The sequence below is a fragment of the Nocardia vulneris genome, from assembly GCF_001613425.1.
GTDB lineage: Bacteria > Actinomycetota > Actinomycetes > Mycobacteriales > Mycobacteriaceae > Nocardia > Nocardia vulneris.
Genome location: NZ_BDCI01000004.1, coordinates 154,227 through 170,949, shown reverse-complemented (window position 1 = coordinate 170,949; position 16,723 = coordinate 154,227). Strand labels below are relative to the sequence as shown.

Annotated in this window: 10 protein-coding genes; 4 read left to right on the top strand and 6 right to left on the bottom strand. The window is 66.7% G+C overall.

The features are described 5' to 3' along the window. Window positions 1–71 precede the first annotated feature (71 nt). The 6 genes from NVU01S_RS06810 to NVU01S_RS06785 all read right to left on the bottom strand — a co-directional run bounded on the left by NVU01S_RS06810 (window position 72) and on the right by NVU01S_RS06785 (window position 12,196). Entirely contained in the window at window positions 72–1,418 is a 1,347-nt protein-coding gene (locus NVU01S_RS06810; RefSeq protein ID WP_082032016.1) for a helix-turn-helix domain-containing protein, read from the bottom strand. An 82-nt stretch (window positions 1,419–1,500) separates the two neighbouring features. Further along, on the bottom strand, window positions 1,501–2,283 hold the full coding sequence (locus NVU01S_RS06805; protein ID WP_052280536.1) for a class I SAM-dependent methyltransferase: 783 nt from the start codon (window positions 2,281–2,283) through the stop codon (window positions 1,501–1,503). Continuing rightward, window positions 2,280–7,706, bottom strand: a complete 5,427-nt coding sequence (locus tag NVU01S_RS06800; RefSeq protein ID WP_167829374.1) for a polyketide synthase — start codon at window positions 7,704–7,706, stop codon at window positions 2,280–2,282. Before NVU01S_RS06800 ends, NVU01S_RS06805 begins: the two co-directional genes overlap by 4 nt. Window positions 7,707–7,711: 5 nt before the next feature. After that, the gene (locus tag NVU01S_RS06795) at window positions 7,712–8,935 is read right to left on the bottom strand and encodes a pyridoxal phosphate-dependent aminotransferase (protein ID WP_043669645.1); all 1,224 of its coding nucleotides are present in this window, start codon (window positions 8,933–8,935) and stop codon (window positions 7,712–7,714) included. After that, the gene (locus tag NVU01S_RS06790) at window positions 8,932–10,671 is read right to left on the bottom strand and encodes a 2-isopropylmalate synthase (RefSeq protein ID WP_209444791.1); all 1,740 of its coding nucleotides are present in this window, start codon (window positions 10,669–10,671) and stop codon (window positions 8,932–8,934) included. The genes NVU01S_RS06795 and NVU01S_RS06790 overlap by 4 nt, the downstream gene beginning before the upstream one ends. A 313-nt stretch (window positions 10,672–10,984) precedes the next feature. After that, the gene (locus tag NVU01S_RS06785) at window positions 10,985–12,196 is read right to left on the bottom strand and encodes an agmatine deiminase family protein (protein ID WP_043669642.1); all 1,212 of its coding nucleotides are present in this window, start codon (window positions 12,194–12,196) and stop codon (window positions 10,985–10,987) included. A gap of 385 nt (window positions 12,197–12,581) precedes the next feature. On the opposite strand from NVU01S_RS06785, the gene NVU01S_RS06780 reads away from it, so the two are divergent. The 4 genes from NVU01S_RS06780 (at window position 12,582) to NVU01S_RS06765 (ending at window position 16,675) form a co-directional block, all read left to right on the top strand. Then, a complete protein-coding gene (locus NVU01S_RS06780) occupies window positions 12,582–13,208 on the top strand; it encodes a helix-turn-helix transcriptional regulator (RefSeq protein ID WP_156161553.1) in 627 nt (208 codons plus the stop codon). Beyond that, window positions 13,205–13,903, top strand: a complete 699-nt coding sequence (locus NVU01S_RS44780; protein ID WP_063048076.1) for a helix-turn-helix transcriptional regulator — start codon at window positions 13,205–13,207, stop codon at window positions 13,901–13,903. The genes NVU01S_RS06780 and NVU01S_RS44780 overlap by 4 nt, the downstream gene beginning before the upstream one ends. Before the next feature lie 299 nt (window positions 13,904–14,202). Then, on the top strand, window positions 14,203–15,270 hold the full coding sequence (locus tag NVU01S_RS06770; protein WP_082032013.1) for a polyprenyl synthetase family protein: 1,068 nt from the start codon (window positions 14,203–14,205) through the stop codon (window positions 15,268–15,270). A 22-nt stretch (window positions 15,271–15,292) separates the two neighbouring features. Beyond that, entirely contained in the window at window positions 15,293–16,675 is a 1,383-nt protein-coding gene (locus tag NVU01S_RS06765; RefSeq protein WP_052280533.1) for a cytochrome P450, read from the top strand. Window positions 16,676–16,723 lie beyond the last annotated feature (48 nt).

Here is a 16,723-nt window from a genome sequence, read left to right as displayed (position 1 = left end):
CCGGTGGTCACCGATCTCCTCGCACGCTGCCGAGCCGGCGCTGTTGCGCACCCTGCGAAGGCAGCGCCGACTCAGTTCAGTCCGGCTATTGCCGCCAGTCTGTCCAAGTCGCGGCGGACGAGCCGGTGGTGCCGCAGGGTGAGGGTTCGTACGGTTTCATTCGTGTCGGCGTTGTATCTGAGGTCTTCGGGGCACGCGTCGGAAGCTTTCGTCAGTTCGAACGTCGCCGCGACGTCTTCGTTGCGGCCGATGAAGGCCTGTGCCAGCACGGTGTGATAGCGGGTCCGCTGTCGGACGGGGGTGCTCGGCAGCGGATCGATCTCGGCTCCGATTTCGATTGTCTCGGTGAAATTCGCCCGGTCCAGGGCGATCTTCATTCTGGTCAACGCGACTTCGTTGCGGTCGAAGACCACGCCGAATGCCGTTCTTTCGCAGGCGGTTTCGCCGGCGGCCTGGCCTGCGGTCGCCAGTAGCCGCTGGGCGAGCGGGAGGTTGGCCTGCGCGGCGGCGCCTTGGGCGGCGATCAATTGCAATGCGCCGCGTTGGCGGGTCCAGCGAGGGGTATCGAGGCGGGTGCAAACGCTCATCGCGTAGCGCTGGCATTCGTCCGGCCTGTTCAGATGTAGCCACGCGGTGGCCACGTGGCAGGCGCATTCGGCGATATAGGGCTGACGGCGGCGCCCCATCGCCATCGCCATCGCCATCGCTCGATCGGCGCACGTCCATGCCGCGGTATGCGCTCCGACGTCGGTCAGTAGTTCCCGTGCCAAGTGGTAGATCTGCACCAGTAGTTTCAATTGATCGAAAGAAGCAGTGTCGCCGTAGAAATGGTGAGCTGTGGCCAGCAGCGGTGGCAACTGTTCGACCAGCAGCGAATACCGGGACGGGGAGGACTGCCAAATATGGAGGCACTGCCGCAGTTCGGCGGCCAAGTCGGCCACCGAACGGGACGGATCCGGATCGGACGGTGTGGCGATGACCGCGACCGGACCGTCGACGATCGCGGAAACCAATTGCCGGGTGAGGCCGACGCTCGACGGCGGCGGTTCGGCGGATAGCGGTGGCGGTGACGGCAATTCGATCAATTCCCGGAAGTCCTCGATGCCGAGCACCTCGGACAATCGGATGATCGTCCGGATGCTGTCGAGGTGGCGGCGCCCCGTTTCCACCAGCCGCAACCACTCTTCGCTTCGGCCGACCAGTTCGGCTACCAGTCGACGGGACAGTCCGCGTTGTAATCGTCGAAGCTCGATCGTTTGTCCTACGCGCGTACTCCGTGCATCCACGCCCACCGACCGCACGCGCACCGCCCACCTCTCGAGCCTTGGAACAAGAGAGCATCCCTGTGTGGCAATACGGTCAATGGTGACACACCAGGACAGGACGTTTGTGGTTTCTGTGCAGGTCACCCCCGTCATTCGAGAGCGACCGGTAGTCGGCCGCGGTTCGGTCCCGCGCCGGACGTTTCCCCGGAGTCGATCGCTGCCGCAACACGGCGGCTCACCGGTCAGCAGGGCGGCCCGGGATTCGCGCGGTCAGGATGAGTGCGTGCGGGCATCGTAGGTACGGCTCCCAGAAGTCGGCGCCGTGTTCGGACACACCATCGGGAGTGGGTACCGGTGCGGTCCAGGCGATGTGGTCGAATCCGGCATCCCGCATTGCTGTTTCGTGTGCTCGGCGGGACCAGCGATAGCCGGTCACCGACAGCGGGGGATCGAATTGATATGAGGTCAAGGTGAGCGGTTCGCCCTCCGCACGTTCGGTTTTCGAGCGGAGGACGAAACCGTAGCGCTGGTACCAGCTCGGGTCGGCGGAGAACTCGGGATTGAGGGCGAACGCCACGAAGCGGCCGCCGGGACGCAACGCGGCAGCCGCGCCTCGGCACATGCCGCGCAGGCCCTCGATCGTTTCGGCGTATGGCAGGACGTAGACGGCGGTCACCAGGTCGACCGGACCGACCCGGCCCGCATCGGCGAGTTCGCTGTGTACGTAGCGCACGCCGAGCGGCTGGGCGTCCTCGCGTTCGGTGGCGACCGCGAGCATGCCTGGCGACGGGTCGATTCCGACTACCCGAGCCGCGCCGAGCCGCGCGAACAGGCGCACGTAGAAGCCGCTGCCACAGCCGGCATCCACTATCGACAGGCCGGACAGGTCACCGGTCGCGGCCAGCAGACTGGGTGCTTCCAACTGTCTGCGCATCGGCCATTGTTCCGAAGCCTCGTAGGCCGAGCCCAGTGCGGCGAACTGGTCGCTGCCGGGCGAGAGACGAGTGGGCTCGGTCATTCGGGTATCCCTGTGTCGAGGTTGTCGCGGGAATGCGCAAGGCTGCGTGTCACCTCGGCTGCGACGGCCGTGACGTTCGGTGACTCCATGATGGACAGGTGGTTTCCCGGCAGCGAGCGCACCGTCGTCACACCGGAGCAGAGCGCTGTCCACGCGATCTCCGGATGCGGATCGAAGATTCCGTCGTCCCGCTCGGCGGCCCGGACGAACAGCAGGTCGGCGGCGATCGGCCTGGGTACGTGGTGCCGGATCGCCTGGTTGGTGGCGAGTACGACGTCCCGGACTCGGGGGTCGGTGTGTAGCGACGCGTGGAATGCGTGCCACATTCGCGGTGCGGTGTTCTCGAAGGCGGCGAACGCCGCTGTGATGTCCTCGACGGTACGCAGATCGTGCCTGCTCGCATCCGCCACCGACACTGTGTCCAGCATGATGACCTGCTCGACATCGTGTCCGGCGTCGAGCAATTGGCGCGCCATCTCCTGGGCGATGACGCCACCGGAGGAATGACCGCCGAGTGCATACGGTCCCGCCGGTCGAGCGGCCAGCAGGTCCTCGATGTTTCGTGCGGCCATGGCCGGCACGGTCGCGGGTATGGTCTCGTGCGGCTCGAGCCCGCAGGCGCGGAAGGCGAGAACGGGCTGCTCCGGCGGCAGGCTCGCGGCCAACTCCCGGTAGGTGTAGACGGTGCCACCGATGGGCTGGATCAGGTACAGCGGCGTGCGAGACGAATCGCCGGGGCGGAGCGTGATCAGCCGGGGCACTGTCGGAAGCTGTTCGGGCTGAAGGTGTTCCAGCATCTCACCGAACGTTGTGTGCTCCAGTAGGGCGTGCGCCGAGATAACGAGACCGAGTGCCTCCTTGACTCGACTGCGCAGCAGCACCGCGAGCTGAGAGTCGCCGCCGCTACGGAAAAAATCGTCGTCAGCGGTGACCTCGGCGGTGCCGAGCAGTTCGCACCACAGCGCCGTGAACTCGGCGCGAATGCGGTCCTGGTCCCCGGCCGGCGTGGGCTCGGTGGCGACGGCTCGTCGATCGCGCTGGGCTGACGTCGCACCGAAGGGATAGGTGGGCGTCGCGCCGAAGGGATAGGTGGGCAGGGACACTCGGCGCCGTGGTTCCCCTCGATGCGCCGCTTGCCATCGGATGTTCGCGCCTCGGCACCAGAGTTCGGCGAGGACGCGGCTGAAGGCGCTGTGCTCGGACTGTCCTTTCGTCGCGGCGAGCGTGGAGCAGACCAAGCGGTCGTCGCCGCAGGCGGGATGGAGGCGGGCAAGCTGCGCGAGGGTGGTCCCCGGACCGACCTCGACCAGGTCCAGGCCCGGCGTCTGGCACAGGGTCCGCAGTCCGTCGGCGAATCGGATCGTGTGCCGCATATGGCGCGCCCAGTACTCCGGCGGCAGGGGATCGGCGGCGCTCAGCCATTGCGCGGTCATGCCGGAGACGATCGGTATCGCCGGTCGGCGCTGTGCCAGTCCGGCGCCCACCTTCGTCAGCTCATCGGCGACCCCGTCCATCAGCGCGGAGTGCGCGCCGGTCGCGATGGGAAGTCGCCGGGTGCGAATCCCCTTGGCGGCCAGCTGTTGTTCGAGCCGCTCTATTCCGGCGAGTCGCCCCGAAACCACGCAGTTGCGGACGCCGTTGACCGCGGCGAGCGACAGACGATCGCCGATCAGCGACAGCACCTCGTGTTCGGCGAGCGGCACGGTGACCATCGCGGCCTCGGGCAACTCGTCGCACAGTCGCCCCCGCAATGCCACCAGGGTCACCAGATCCGGCAGGTCGATGATGCCTGCCACGTGGGCGGCGGTGTATTCGCCCAAGCTGTGACCGATGAGGGCGTTCGGGACGACGCCGAGGGCCAGGAGCAACTCGGCCACCGCGACCTCGGTCGCCACGATGGCCGCCATGTTGTAGGAGGGCCGTTGCAGCGCTGCGGCCGAGCAGTTCGGCGCGAAGATCAGCGACCGCAGGTCGCAGCCGAGTTCGGTGTCGAACAACCTGGCGCATCGGTCGAGCACGTCCCGGTAGACCGGTTCGGTGGCGTACAGCTGCTGCCCCATTCCGGCCTGTTGCGAGCCGACCCCGGGAAACAGGAACGCGAAGCCGGTCGTGGCCGCGGTACCGGAGAAGGTGCTCGCACCGTCGTCGGCGGCCAGCAATCTCGCCGCATCGGCGGCGGTGTCGGCCACCACTGCCTTGCGGTGCCGCTGCGCTGCGCGGCCCTGTTGGAGGGTGAAAGCGATATCGGACAGCGGTGTCACCGAGTCGCCGCGCAGCCGGTCGCTCAGCCGGGCACAGACGTGGGTGAGCGCGGTGACATCCCGCGCCGAGACCGGGACTATCTGGGCTAGGCGCGCGGGCTCGTTCGGCGCAGCGGCCGGCGGTTCTTCGATGATGACATGTGCGTTGGTGCCGCCGATGCCGAAGGAGCTGACACCGGCTCGACGCGGTATCCCGGCGGGCGGCGTCCACGGCAGCGCGGTCGCGTTGACATAGAAGGGGCTGCGCTCGAGATCCAAAGCCGGGTTGGGTTGGTGAAAATGCAGCACCGCCGGGATCGTCCGGTGCCGGATGGCCTGCACGGCCGCGATCAGCCCGGTGACCCCTGCGGCCGAATCCAGATGTCCGACATTGCTTTTCACCGACCCGAGCGCGCAATAGTCGAGCCGGTCGGTATCTCGCCGGAAAGCGCGAGTCAATGCGGCGACCTCCACCGGGTCGCCGAGTGGCGTCGCCGTGGCGTGCGCCTGGACATAGGTGATGGTCTCCGCGGAAATACCTGCCGCCGCACAGGCTTCGGTGATCACCTCGACCTGCCCTTCGACACTGGGTGCCGTGAAGCCGGCCTTGCGCGCGCCGTCGTTGTTGACCGCGGCACCGATGATGACGGCATGCACGGTGTCCCCGGCGGCCAGCGCATCGTCCAAGCGTTTGAGCACGACAATGCCGACGCCGCCGGCCGGCACGGTGCCCTGCGCGAGCACATCGAAGGGGCGGCAATGCCCGTCCGGTGACAGCACGCCGCCATCCTCGTACCGATAACCCTCCGCGTCCTCGGGCTGCAGGCTCACCCCACCCGCCAGTGCGAGATCGCAGTGGCCCTCGGCGAGGCTCTGGCAGGCGAGCTCGACAGCGACGAGCGAGGTCGAGCATGCGGTGTTCACCGTCACCGCGGGCCCGTGCAGGCCGAGCTTGTGTGCGACCTGAAGGCTCAAGAACTGCAACGGATTTCCCGTCGCTGCGCGCTGTGTCGCGGCGATGCCGGACCGTAGTTTGGTGGCCGCGTCACGTAGCCAGTGATAGGGCAGTCCGCAACCGCCGAACACGCCGACCGGTACTTCGAGGCGTTCGGGGTCGTACCCCGCGTCTTCGAGTGCTTGCCAAGCGGATTCGAGAAACAGGTGCTGCTGCGGATCGCTGTTCTCGGCGTCTGCCCGATTGATACCGAAGAACGCGGCGTCGAATTCCGCTGCGCGTGGCGGGATCCCGGACGATCCGACCTGGCCGGGATGGCCGGTGGGAAAGTGCACGAGCCCTTCCCTGCCCTCGTGCAGCAGTTCCCACAAACCGGCGACGTCCGCCGCGCCGGGAAACCGCCCGCCGATTCCGATGATCGCGATCTTCGGTGTCGTCGTCGGCCGGGGCCGGTCCGCACGGGAGGTGGCCGGTGTCCCGGACCGCAGGTGCTTCACGAAGCCACGGATGGTCGGATGGTCGAGCAGCGTGGTGGGGTCGACGGCCACGCCGAGCCGGGTGCCGAGGAGATTGTGTAAGCGCATCAGGAGCAGCGACGTGCCTCCGGCTTCGAAGAACGGCTCATCGATATCGACCACATCGAGCCCGAGTACTTCGCGCCACAGACCCTGGACGTCGGTGTGCAACGGGTCCGGCCCGGGCCGTGGCTCGGCGAATGCGCCACGGGGGACAGGCAGCGCCTTGCGATCGATCTTGCCGTTCGGCAGCAGCGGCAGCGCGGGCAGCACCACGTACAGCGCCGGGACGAGTGGCGCGGGCAGTCGCTGCCGTAGATGTCGGCGGAGATCGGCCGGTTGCGGAGTTTGCCCGTTCTCTTGGACCACATAGGCGACCAATCGCTTGATCCCTGGATCATCCTCGCGGACAACAACAACCGAGCGGCTCACCTCGGGGTGAGTGCCGAGGGCGAACTCGATTTCGCCCGGCTCGATCCGCCACCCGTGCAGTTGGATCTGGTGATCGACGCGACCGGCATAGACCATCGATCCGTCGGGCCGGAATCGCACCAGATCGCCCGTCCGGTACATGCGAGCGCCTTGTTCGGCAAAGGGACAGGCGACGAAGCGGGTCGCCGTGAGCGCCTGCATGTTCAGATAGCCGCGGGCCAGTCCCGGGCCGGCGATATAGAGTTCCCCGATTTCGCCGTGCGCCACCGGACGCAGATCTTCGCTCAAGACATACAGCCCGACCCCGCGTCCCGGGGTGCCCAGCGGCGGACTCGCCGAGCCGGAGAGTGGATCGCTGATGGTCACGACGACCGTGGTCTCGGTGGGCCCGTAGACGTTGATCATCGTCACCTCATCGGACCAGCGTTCGACGACCTGGCCTGGACACGCCTCGCCGCCGACGACCAAGGTGAGCCCGGCGGGCAGTCCGCCGCACTCCTCGAGCAGCGGCATGATCGCCGGAGGCAGCACGACATGGGTGATGCGCTCAGCCTTCAGCAGCCGAACCAGGGCCGGTCCCGGGTGCAGCTCGGACGGGTCCGCGAGCACCAGCGTGCCGCCCAGGAACAGCACGGCCATCTCCCAGAACGCCGCGTCGAAACTCGGTGAGGCGAACTGCAAGAACCGCGAACCCGGGCCGAGTCCGAGCCGATCCTGTTCCGTCAGAGCCATATTCGCGATTCCGCGATGTGCGATGACGACGCCCTTGGGCCGGCCGGTCGAGCCGGAGGTATAGATGACGTACGCAGCGGTATCGATGGGCAGGGGGCGCTGTGGATCGGTCGGCGACATCGTCGGCAAAGCCGCCAATTCGCCTGTGGTGTCGGGATCGTCGAGATACAGCAGATCCCGCGGACGATCCGACAGGACCTTCGCATCGGCGCGGCGGGTGAGGACGAGAGCCGGTGCCGCGTCATCGAGGAAGAGATTGATCCGCTCCCTCGGATAAGTGATATCGAGCGGCAGGTAGGCCGCCCCGGCCTTGCTCACCGCGAGCACCGCGGCGGTGAAGTCGACGGACCGTGGTAGCGCCAATGCGACCGTGTCTCCGATACCGACGCCGCGCGACCGTAGAAGATGCGACAGCTGATTGCTCGTGCTGTCCAACTCGGCGTACGTCAGATCTCGGTCCCCGGCGGCGATGGCTACCGCTTCGGGCCGCGCGGCGACCTGGGTTTCGAACAACTCCGTGATCGTTGCTGTGGAAACAGGATTGGCCACGATCCTCACCCCGCCTTTGCCTCGTCGATAGAGCGGTGATCGCGCCCGGCACCGGTGGAGAACGCGGCCAGCCGCGCGCGGGCTATCGCCAGGGTTGCTTCGCTGCGGTTGAAAGCCACCCGCACATGGCCGTTTCCGTCGGCCGGTTGCGCGTAGAACGCGGTCGCCGGGGCTATCAGCACGCCACAGCGCGCGGCCAACGTCTGGGCCAGAGCCGGGCTGGCCGAGGTGGAAACCGCCTGAGTGTCAGCGAGGATGTAGCAGCCGCCACGCGGTGGGGCACAGCGGAATCCGGCCTCCCGCAACAGGGCGGTCGCCTGGTTTCGCCGCGCGCGCATTTCCGCCACGACCTCGTGCAGCCAGGGACCGAACAACTCGACGCTCGCCGCCGCGTGCTGCAACGGAGTGGACGCGCACACCGTGGTCGCCACATGGACCGCGCGCAGTAGCCGCGTCCACGGTGGGCGAGCACGGAGGAAGCCGAGTCGCCAGCCGCTGACCGCATGGCTTTTGGAGAGGCTGCCGATGACGATGCTGCGCTCGGCCAGCCCCGCGACAGATGCCACCGAGCAGTGGTGTTCGTGGTCGTAGACGAACGGTGCGTAGACCTCGTCCGACACCGCGGTGACGTCCCACTTCTCGCACAGCACCGCCACCTGTTCCAGTAGTGCGCGCGGCAAGACGGTGCCGGTCGGGTTGCCGGGGCTGTTGAGGATGATCGCGCGGGTACGTGGCCCGAACGCCGCCGCCAGCTCGCCGGGATCGGGCAGCCAATGTGGGCCGCGCAACCGGACGAACCGCGGTATACCGCCGCTCAAAGCGATTGCGCTGAGGAAGTTCTCGTAGAACGGCTCCAGCACGACCACCTCGTCACCGGGGTCGACGGAACTCAGCAGCGCCACGGCGAGTCCTTCGCTTCCGCCGACGGTGACCGTCAATTCGGTCTCCGGATCGGGTGTATCAGGTAGCCCGGCGGCGATTCGGGTACGTAAGGCGAGCAGGCCTGCGGGATCCGCGTACTGGTGTGCGCCGGAGCGCAACGCGGCACTCGCCGCGTCGGTCAGCGCAGCGGCAGGGGCCGGGAAGCCGGGCGTGCCGACAGCCAAGTTGACCAAATCGGCGATGCCGTCGGTGTGTAATAGGGCGGCCAACCCGCCGCTCGGCAACCGGCCGACCCGCTCGGCACCGAGCGTGCGTCGTGACGGGGTTCGAATCTCTTCGTCGGTCATGATAATTCGCTGCTCTGCCGGATCTCGTAGGGCCGGTCCGCAGCTGATCGGCACAAGCCGCAGGCCGCGTGGACCTGGTTGGCCACCGAACGCACTGCGGCGCGTACCGCCCGATCTCGGGTACCTGCCAGACCCACACCCCAGAACAAGCGTCCGTCATGGAACACCTCGCAGCATGCGTACACGGTGCCGAGGCGCGCGCCTGCACCGCTCAGCGTCCCCACGGTCAGCTCCTGCACGACGCCGTCCACCTCGTGCGCCGCGAGCATGTGCGCCGCATCGGCGGTGGTTTCGCTCGCGTCATCGATGTGGTCGAGCACCGCGCCGATACCGGGCTGGACGTACCTCGTGTCGAAATGCCGCCACAACTCGCCGGCGGTCATCTCTCCGCCGGTCGTCTCACAAACCTGCTGCATCGCCGCCGCGAGATCGATCTGCAGCCGCCGGGGCAACTCCACGCCGTATTCGGTGCGCAGGAGATGCGCGATACCGCCCTTGCCGGACTGGCTGTTGATCCGGATCAGCGCCTGGTAGTCGCGGCCGATATCGTGCGGGTCGATCGGCAGATACGGGACTTCCCACACACCGTCGGCGGACTGCCCGCGCGCCTGCAGTCCCTTGGCGATCGCGTCCTGGTGGGTTCCGGCGAACGAGGTGTAGACGAAGTCCCCGACCCACGGATGTCGTTGACCGACCGTCATTCGGGTGCAGTGCTCCACCACGCGCCGGATGCCGTCCAGGTCGCGCAGGTCGAGCATCGGGTCGACGCCTTGCGCAAAGAGATTGAGCGCCAGGGTGATCAGGCAGACATTGCCGGTTCGTTCGCCGTTGCCGAACAGCGTCCCTTCCACCCGGTTCGCACCGGCCAGCACCGCCATCTCCGCCGCGGCTACGGCGCATCCTCGGTCGTTGTGCGGGTGCACCGACAACTGGACTCGCTCGCGATGCGCCAGATGGCGGCTCATGTACTCGATGCGGTCGGCGAACTCCTGCGGTGGATAGACCTCGACCGTCGCGGGAAGGTTGATCGCCAGCGTATTTTCGGCTCGTGGCGCCCAGAAGTCCAGCACCGCATTGCAGATCTCCAGCGCGAACTCGGGTTCGGTCTGGGTGAAGGATTCCGGTGCGTACTGCAGGAAGATCTCGGTGCCAGGTAACGAGTCCTGCAGGCGCAGTGCCTGTTCGGCGCCGTGGAGCGCCAGCGCAGCCAGTTCGGCTCGGCTCTTGTGGAATACCAACCGGCGCTGCATTGCGGAGGTGGGATTGAAGACCTGCACGATCGCTCGCCGGGCACCCGCGAGCGCAGCGCCGGTGCGCTCGATGAAATCGCCGATGATCGGCGCCATCACCTGAATCACCACATCATCGGGGACTGCGTCGGTCTGGATCAGGTGGCGGACGAAGTCGTGATCGTCGCGCGATGCGGTCGGGTAGCCGACTTCGATCTCCTTGAATCCCAGCGCTATCAGTAGATCGAACATGGTGCGCCGGCGGTCGCAGTCCATCGGGTCGATCAGCGCTTGGTTACCGTCTCTCAGGTCCACGCTCGCCCACACCGGGGCGCTGTCGAGGCGTCGTGCGGGCCAGGTCCGATCGGGCAGGCCCAATGGTCGGTAAGCAACGTACTTTCCGGTGTTCATCGGGCTCGGTCGTTGCTCGCCGCGAACGGCCTTGGTGCGCCGGGCCCGCGCGGCAGAATTCGGTATCGATCGGCTGATCTGGGACGCGACAGTCAAGGCAACCCCCTACGAAACGGACTGTGGGTGTTTCGATTCCGAGTGATTCGGAGCTGTAGAGGTGGGTACTGCATTGAGCGTAGGGCGGCAGGGTGCCTTGCCGGCCAATCGGAACGGGAGCCGCTTGCCCTACGAAGTGGGCACGAGCACGCGCCGTTTGTCGCGCGTGGTGCAGTGCGCGGCTATGCCCGCGCCGCGCTGGTGACGGTGCTCCAAAACATCCTCGATGATGTCGGCCAACTATCGTTGGAAGACGTATTCGGTCGAAGCCGACCCTGAAGAGGAGTGGTCGCCGGCCCGGCTGTATCGCTGCTCAGCGCGCACTCGGTGCGGGTATCTGCATGGTGAGGCAGTGGATGGTGCCGCCGGAGCCGGCGGGGACGCGGGCGGGCACGCCGACGATGTCATGATCGGGCATGGCCTGCTGGTAGGCGCGGACAGCGGCTCGATCTGCCTCCGGTACGTCGAACAAGGGCAGGAAAACCGTGCCGTTGCTGGTGAGAGCGTTGGTGTAGGAGCGCCACACCGGCACCTGCCAATTGAGATACGCCGGTAGATAAGGCAGTTTGACGACGCGGTAACCGGCCTGTTGGAGTATTTCGATGATCCGTTGGCGGCGAGCATGATTGACGCCGCGGCCGGGCTCGGTGGCGAGTATCGTTTCGCCATCGGCGGGCTTGACGACCAGATCGACGTGGCCGGTGAATTCGCCTGTCAGGGGTGGCAATTCGATGATGTTGTGCACGTCGAAGGTCTCGCTCAGCAGTTCGCGGACGCGGGCACGACCTCGGAAGCGGTTGCGGTGGAACAACAGTGACGTGGTGAGTAGCGTGCCCTGACCGTCGGACCAGAGATTGCCGCCGTCGAGCCGCAGGGGCAGGTGGCGCCAGCCCAGCTGGTTCGCGCCTGCCCAGCGACCCGGGAAACTGTCGTCGTGTCCGGTGAATATGGCGGGCGGTGGTCGATAGCGGGTGTCCACCGCGACCCGTCGACCGGCGTCGTCCACGCCGACGAGCGGGCCGTAGTCGCGGATCCAGATGTCGTCGAGCCGTGCGACCGCGTAGTCGACGGTCTGCCCGGGCAGATGCAGTGCGACGGCAGCGGCGAACAGCGGGGTAGGCACGATCACCGTCACGGGGGTGGTCGCCGCGATCGCGCGGACCAGACTCCGATGAAACGGCCACAACCCTGGAAACAGATAGGGCCACGCCACCAGCACCCGGTCCACCGGCTCCCATTCGGCAGGCAACCGCAACGGCGCACCGTGCTCCGAAGATGGTGCGGCGGAAGGTATGTCGATAATCGAGACCGCGGACCGAGTGATCTCGGCAGCCGCCGCATCGACGTCGACACCGGGCGGCAGCAGCCGCCACCGAGACAGCCACCGGGCCATCGCCGCAGCCGTCGCCGGTGGCCGCAGCTCGGTCATCGCGGGATAGAACGCGGCCAGTTCCGGTGCGAGCCACCAGGTATAGCGCCACTTCCACCACGGATTGGCCGAATAATCGAATCGAAGACGTGCCATCGGTGCACCCCCTAACTCCCCACCCCGATCGTACCGAGCAGCCGCCCCGGCAGCGCTTCTTCGCAACTCGATCGATGCCGATCGCCGCTCGTCGCCGCCTGACGAATCTGCTGCTCGTTTCTTGCCGCGCCGTGCGGCAACGGCATGGCCGACGCGTCGAAGTGGCCTGTGTGCCGAAGGCGGGTCAGTCGTCGGGGAGCGCCCATTCGCGCAGTCGGCGTCTGTCCAGAAAACGAACTCTGATTCCCGTCAGGACAACTAACGAAATCTGTAGGTGTTGTCGCGTGTCGCCGGTTGTCGACGCGGGTATGCCGAGAACAGGCTGATCGGAAAGGAATCGTCTTCGGCACGTGATCGTGCTGGTCGGGTTGTGGGAGGTGCGCTGGTGACAGCGAGGACGCGGTTCAGCGGCCGCGACGTGGCCGCGATCGAGGACTTCCTGCGCGTGGTCTGCTCCCGCGGGTATGACGGGCCCGCGCCCGATATGCGCGCGGTGGAGTTGGTGCGGTCGGTGATCGCGCATCAGCACACCGTCGAGGCCGAGATCAGCGAGTTGGGGTTGGCCGAGGACGCGGCGGCCTATCTGGCCGCCTGCGCGAACGCCGTCGTGCCCGCCGAAATAGTGCAGGTCGAGCCGGCCCCGCGTGCCGCGGGGGAGCCGGTGCGGCGTGCGGTGTCGTTCATGCAGAAGCATCTGCGCGACGAACTCGCCATCGCCGATATCGCGGCCGCGGGTTTCGTCTCGGTGCGCACCATCCAGCTGGCGTTTCGGCACCACCTGCATACCACCCCGATGGCCTACCTGCGGGAGCTGCGCATGCACGCCGCGCACCACGAACTCGACCAATGCTGCGCCGGCGACGGTTGCACGGTCACCGGGATCGCCATCGAGTGGGGCTTCAGCCACCCGGGGCGTTTCGCCGCGGCCTACCGGCACCTTTACGGCCAATCCCCGCACACCACGCTCAACGCGCCGCGCTCGCCCGCGACTGCACCGGGGTCCGAGTCGTGACCGCCTCGATCGCTGAGCAAGCCGGGGCCCGCGCGAAAGAACTGGCCCGGTTGCGCATCGACCTGGCTGCCGGGCGTCGGCTCACGAAAGCCGACGTCGCACTCGCGGTAGAACGTGCCGAGCAGTCGCGAGCGCGGGCCGAAGCGGCCCGCCGCCGCGCCATCGCGGCTTACGAGCGAGCCGCGTGTTCCCACGACCGAGCAGCCTCGGCCCACGAGGACGCACTGAGCCGAGGTCGCGGCAACGCCACCGCGCACGAACGAGCAGTCGCGGCCCACCGTGCGGCCGCCCGCTTGGACCGGCTGGCCGCAGAGGCCGCTGAAAAAGATTGTCCGACAAGCAGGTCCAGCGCAGATGACGGTGCGCAGGCGTCGACCCTGCAGCGTGCCATCGACTACGTTCATGCCAACGTCGACCGGCGGATCACACTGGCCGAACTCGCCGAAACCACCGGCGTGAGTGAACGCGCGCTGCAATACGCGTTCCATAGCCACTGCCACACCAGCCCGCTCGGCTACCTTCAGCAGGTCCGGCTCGACCACGCCCACGCGGACCTGCGAGCCGCGGCGGTCGCAGGCGACAATCCGACCATCGCCGAGATCGCCGCCCGCTGGGGTTTCACGCATCCGGGTCGCTTCGCGGCCAGCTACCAGAAACGCTTCGGCCGGCCGCCCAGCCGCACCTTGCACGGGTGAGCCGTAGGGGCAGACGACGGTTGTCGTCGCGTCGGCCGGTACCGCCGACCCGGTAGCCACCACTTCCACGTCGAAGCTCCCGCCGCTGCCGCAAGCTACTGGCCGACGCGGTCTCCGGGTAGCAGCGAGGCCATCCCGAGAAGCTCCGACATGGGCCATGTCCGGAGTGTCTCAATCGCGTTGGGGGGCTCGGTTGCGTTGGTCTCATTCACCTTGACAACGGCCATCGTGACGATGACGATTGGCTTTATCTTCAGTCAATTCATTTGACCTAGGCTGAGTCGCGATAGGAAATCTATATGACCGCGGTGTCGTCGGATATGCGCTTTCACGTGGGCGGGCAGGGCTCTCGGACTGACACACCGGAACTGGATGCCGGCGCGCTCCTCGACGCCGCACGCGAACAGGTCGAGCCGCTGTTGCGTGCGGCAGTAGACGGACTCGCGGATCCGCTGCGACGAATGGCCGGGTATCACTTCGGGTGGTGGGATGTCGAGGGTCGCCCTACGGGCTCGACACTGGGGAAGGGGCTGCGCGCCGCGGTGACTTTCGCGTCGGCGCGAGCGTGGGGGGCTGATGCCGCGGTGGCGGCGCCGGCAGCGGCAGCGGTGGAGCTACTGCACAATTTCACGCTGATTCACGACGATGTGATGGATGGCGACCATCTGCGTCGTGGCCGGGCGACGGTGTGGCGCGTATGGGGTATCAGTGACGCCGTGCTGCTGGGTGATGCGTTGCATGCTTTGTCGACTCGCGTCCTCATCGGCAGTCCGGACCATGTGGTGGTCCGAGCGGTTGCGCTGCTGGCCTCGACGGCCCTGGACCTGTGCGCGGGTCAACATTTCGACTGCGCCTGCGAGCAGGGCGGCGCGGTGGATGTCGCCGACTACCTGCTGATGGCGTCCGGCAAGACCGGCGCGTTGCTCGGGGCCGCGTGTGCGCTGGGCGGGTTGTACGCCGGGGCCGACGACGCCACCGTGGCGGCGTTGGAAACCTATGGCCGGGAGACGGGCGTCGCATTCCAAATCGTCGACGACCTACTGGGCATCTGGGGCGATGCGGCCATTACCGGGAAAACATCCGGCAACGATCTCGCTCGGCGAAAACGAACTCTTCCGATTGTAGCGGCGCTCGAATCGGACCATCCCGCGGCAGCCGAGCTGGCAGGTCTGTATTTCGATGACCGAGTGCTGAGCAAGGCCGACTTGGCTCGTGTTGCCGAGTTGGTCGAGAAAGCGGGCGGAATGACTGCGGCACGGCAACTGGCCGAGCAGCATCGACTCGCGGCCATGGCAGCACTGCCCAGTTTTATCGATGTGTCCGAGCTGAGCATTCTCGGTTCGTCGGCTATCGACCGCAACCGATAATTCAATAGGAGTCCGAGTCACGATGCGAGCAGTATTCAGCCGGCACCGGGAACTGCCGAACGGCGTTTCGGAAAATCAGGCGATTCCGACTGTGCCAGGAGCGCTGCCGATGGTCGGGCATTCGTTGGCGCTGCTGCGGGACCCGTTGGCGTTCATTTCGGCACTTCCCGCACACGGCGATGTGACGACGATACGAATCGGGTCCCTGCCGATGGTGATGGTGTGCGATCCGCTGCTCACCCGGCAGGTTCTGTTGGAGGACAGCACCTACGACAAGGGCGGACCGGTCATGGACAAAGCTGCGGAGGTGATCGGCGACGGTCTGATCACCTGCCCGCACAGCAGGCATCGACGTCAGCGTCGTCTGTGCCAGTCGGCGTTTCATCCGACCCGGCTCCCCGAATTCGGCGCGGTGTTCGCGTCCGCGGCGAAAGAAATGGCGAGTTCCTGGCAGGACGACCAAGTCGTCGATGTCGACCGAGAATTGATGGCAATGACAGCAGGCACGGCCGTGCTGACAATGTTCGCCAACACCCTGCCGGAGCCGGAACAGCTCATCGCCGACTTGGTCACGGTGGTCGAGGGGGCGTTCCGGCGAATGATCACACCCCGGTTCCTCAACCACTTCGCGCTGCTCGGAAACCGGCGCTTCGACCAGGCGAACAAGCGATTGCGGAGTGCGGTAGCCGACGCCGTCGGCAGACGTCGTGCGGACGACGCCGGCCACAGCGACCTACTGGCTTTCCTGCAGGAGGCCGTCGATTCCACGGAACACCCGGACAGCAGCGATCGGCTGACCGATGTCGAATTGGTCGACCAGATCACCACCTTCTTCGGTGCCGGGACGGAGACGACCGCGAGCACAGTGGCCTGGGCTCTGCACCTGCTTGCCCGCCACCCCGAAATTCAGGACCGGCTGCATCAGGAAATCCAAGACGTCCTGGCCGGTGCACCGATGACTTTCGAGCGGCTGACCGACATGGAAATGGCAAGTCATGTCATCAACGAAACTCTCCGGCTTTATCCACCGGCCTGGCTGCTCACCCGCACAGTTACGAAGGAGACTTCGCTGGGCGGCTTCCAGCTTCCGGCCGGGACCACGCTGGCCTACAGTCCCTATGTCATTCACCGTAGACCGGATTTGTACGACGATCCCGATCGTTTCGACCCGCAGCGCTGGCGGCACACCAAGCCTGATCGAACGGCCTTCATTCCCTTCGCTGCCGGAGCCCGCAAGTGTATCGGCGATCGCGTTGCCATCACCCAGGCGACGATGGCATTGATCACTATTGTCGGCCAGTGGCGCCTGACGCCGCTTTCGGATCGAGCTCTCGAGCCTGCTGTCAAGGCGACCTTGACCCCCCGCCACCTCCGCCTCCGGGTTACTGCGCGCCGCTCCCGGTAACCATCCGAGCTGCCCGAATAGATTGGAGAACCACAATGTCGGTGGACG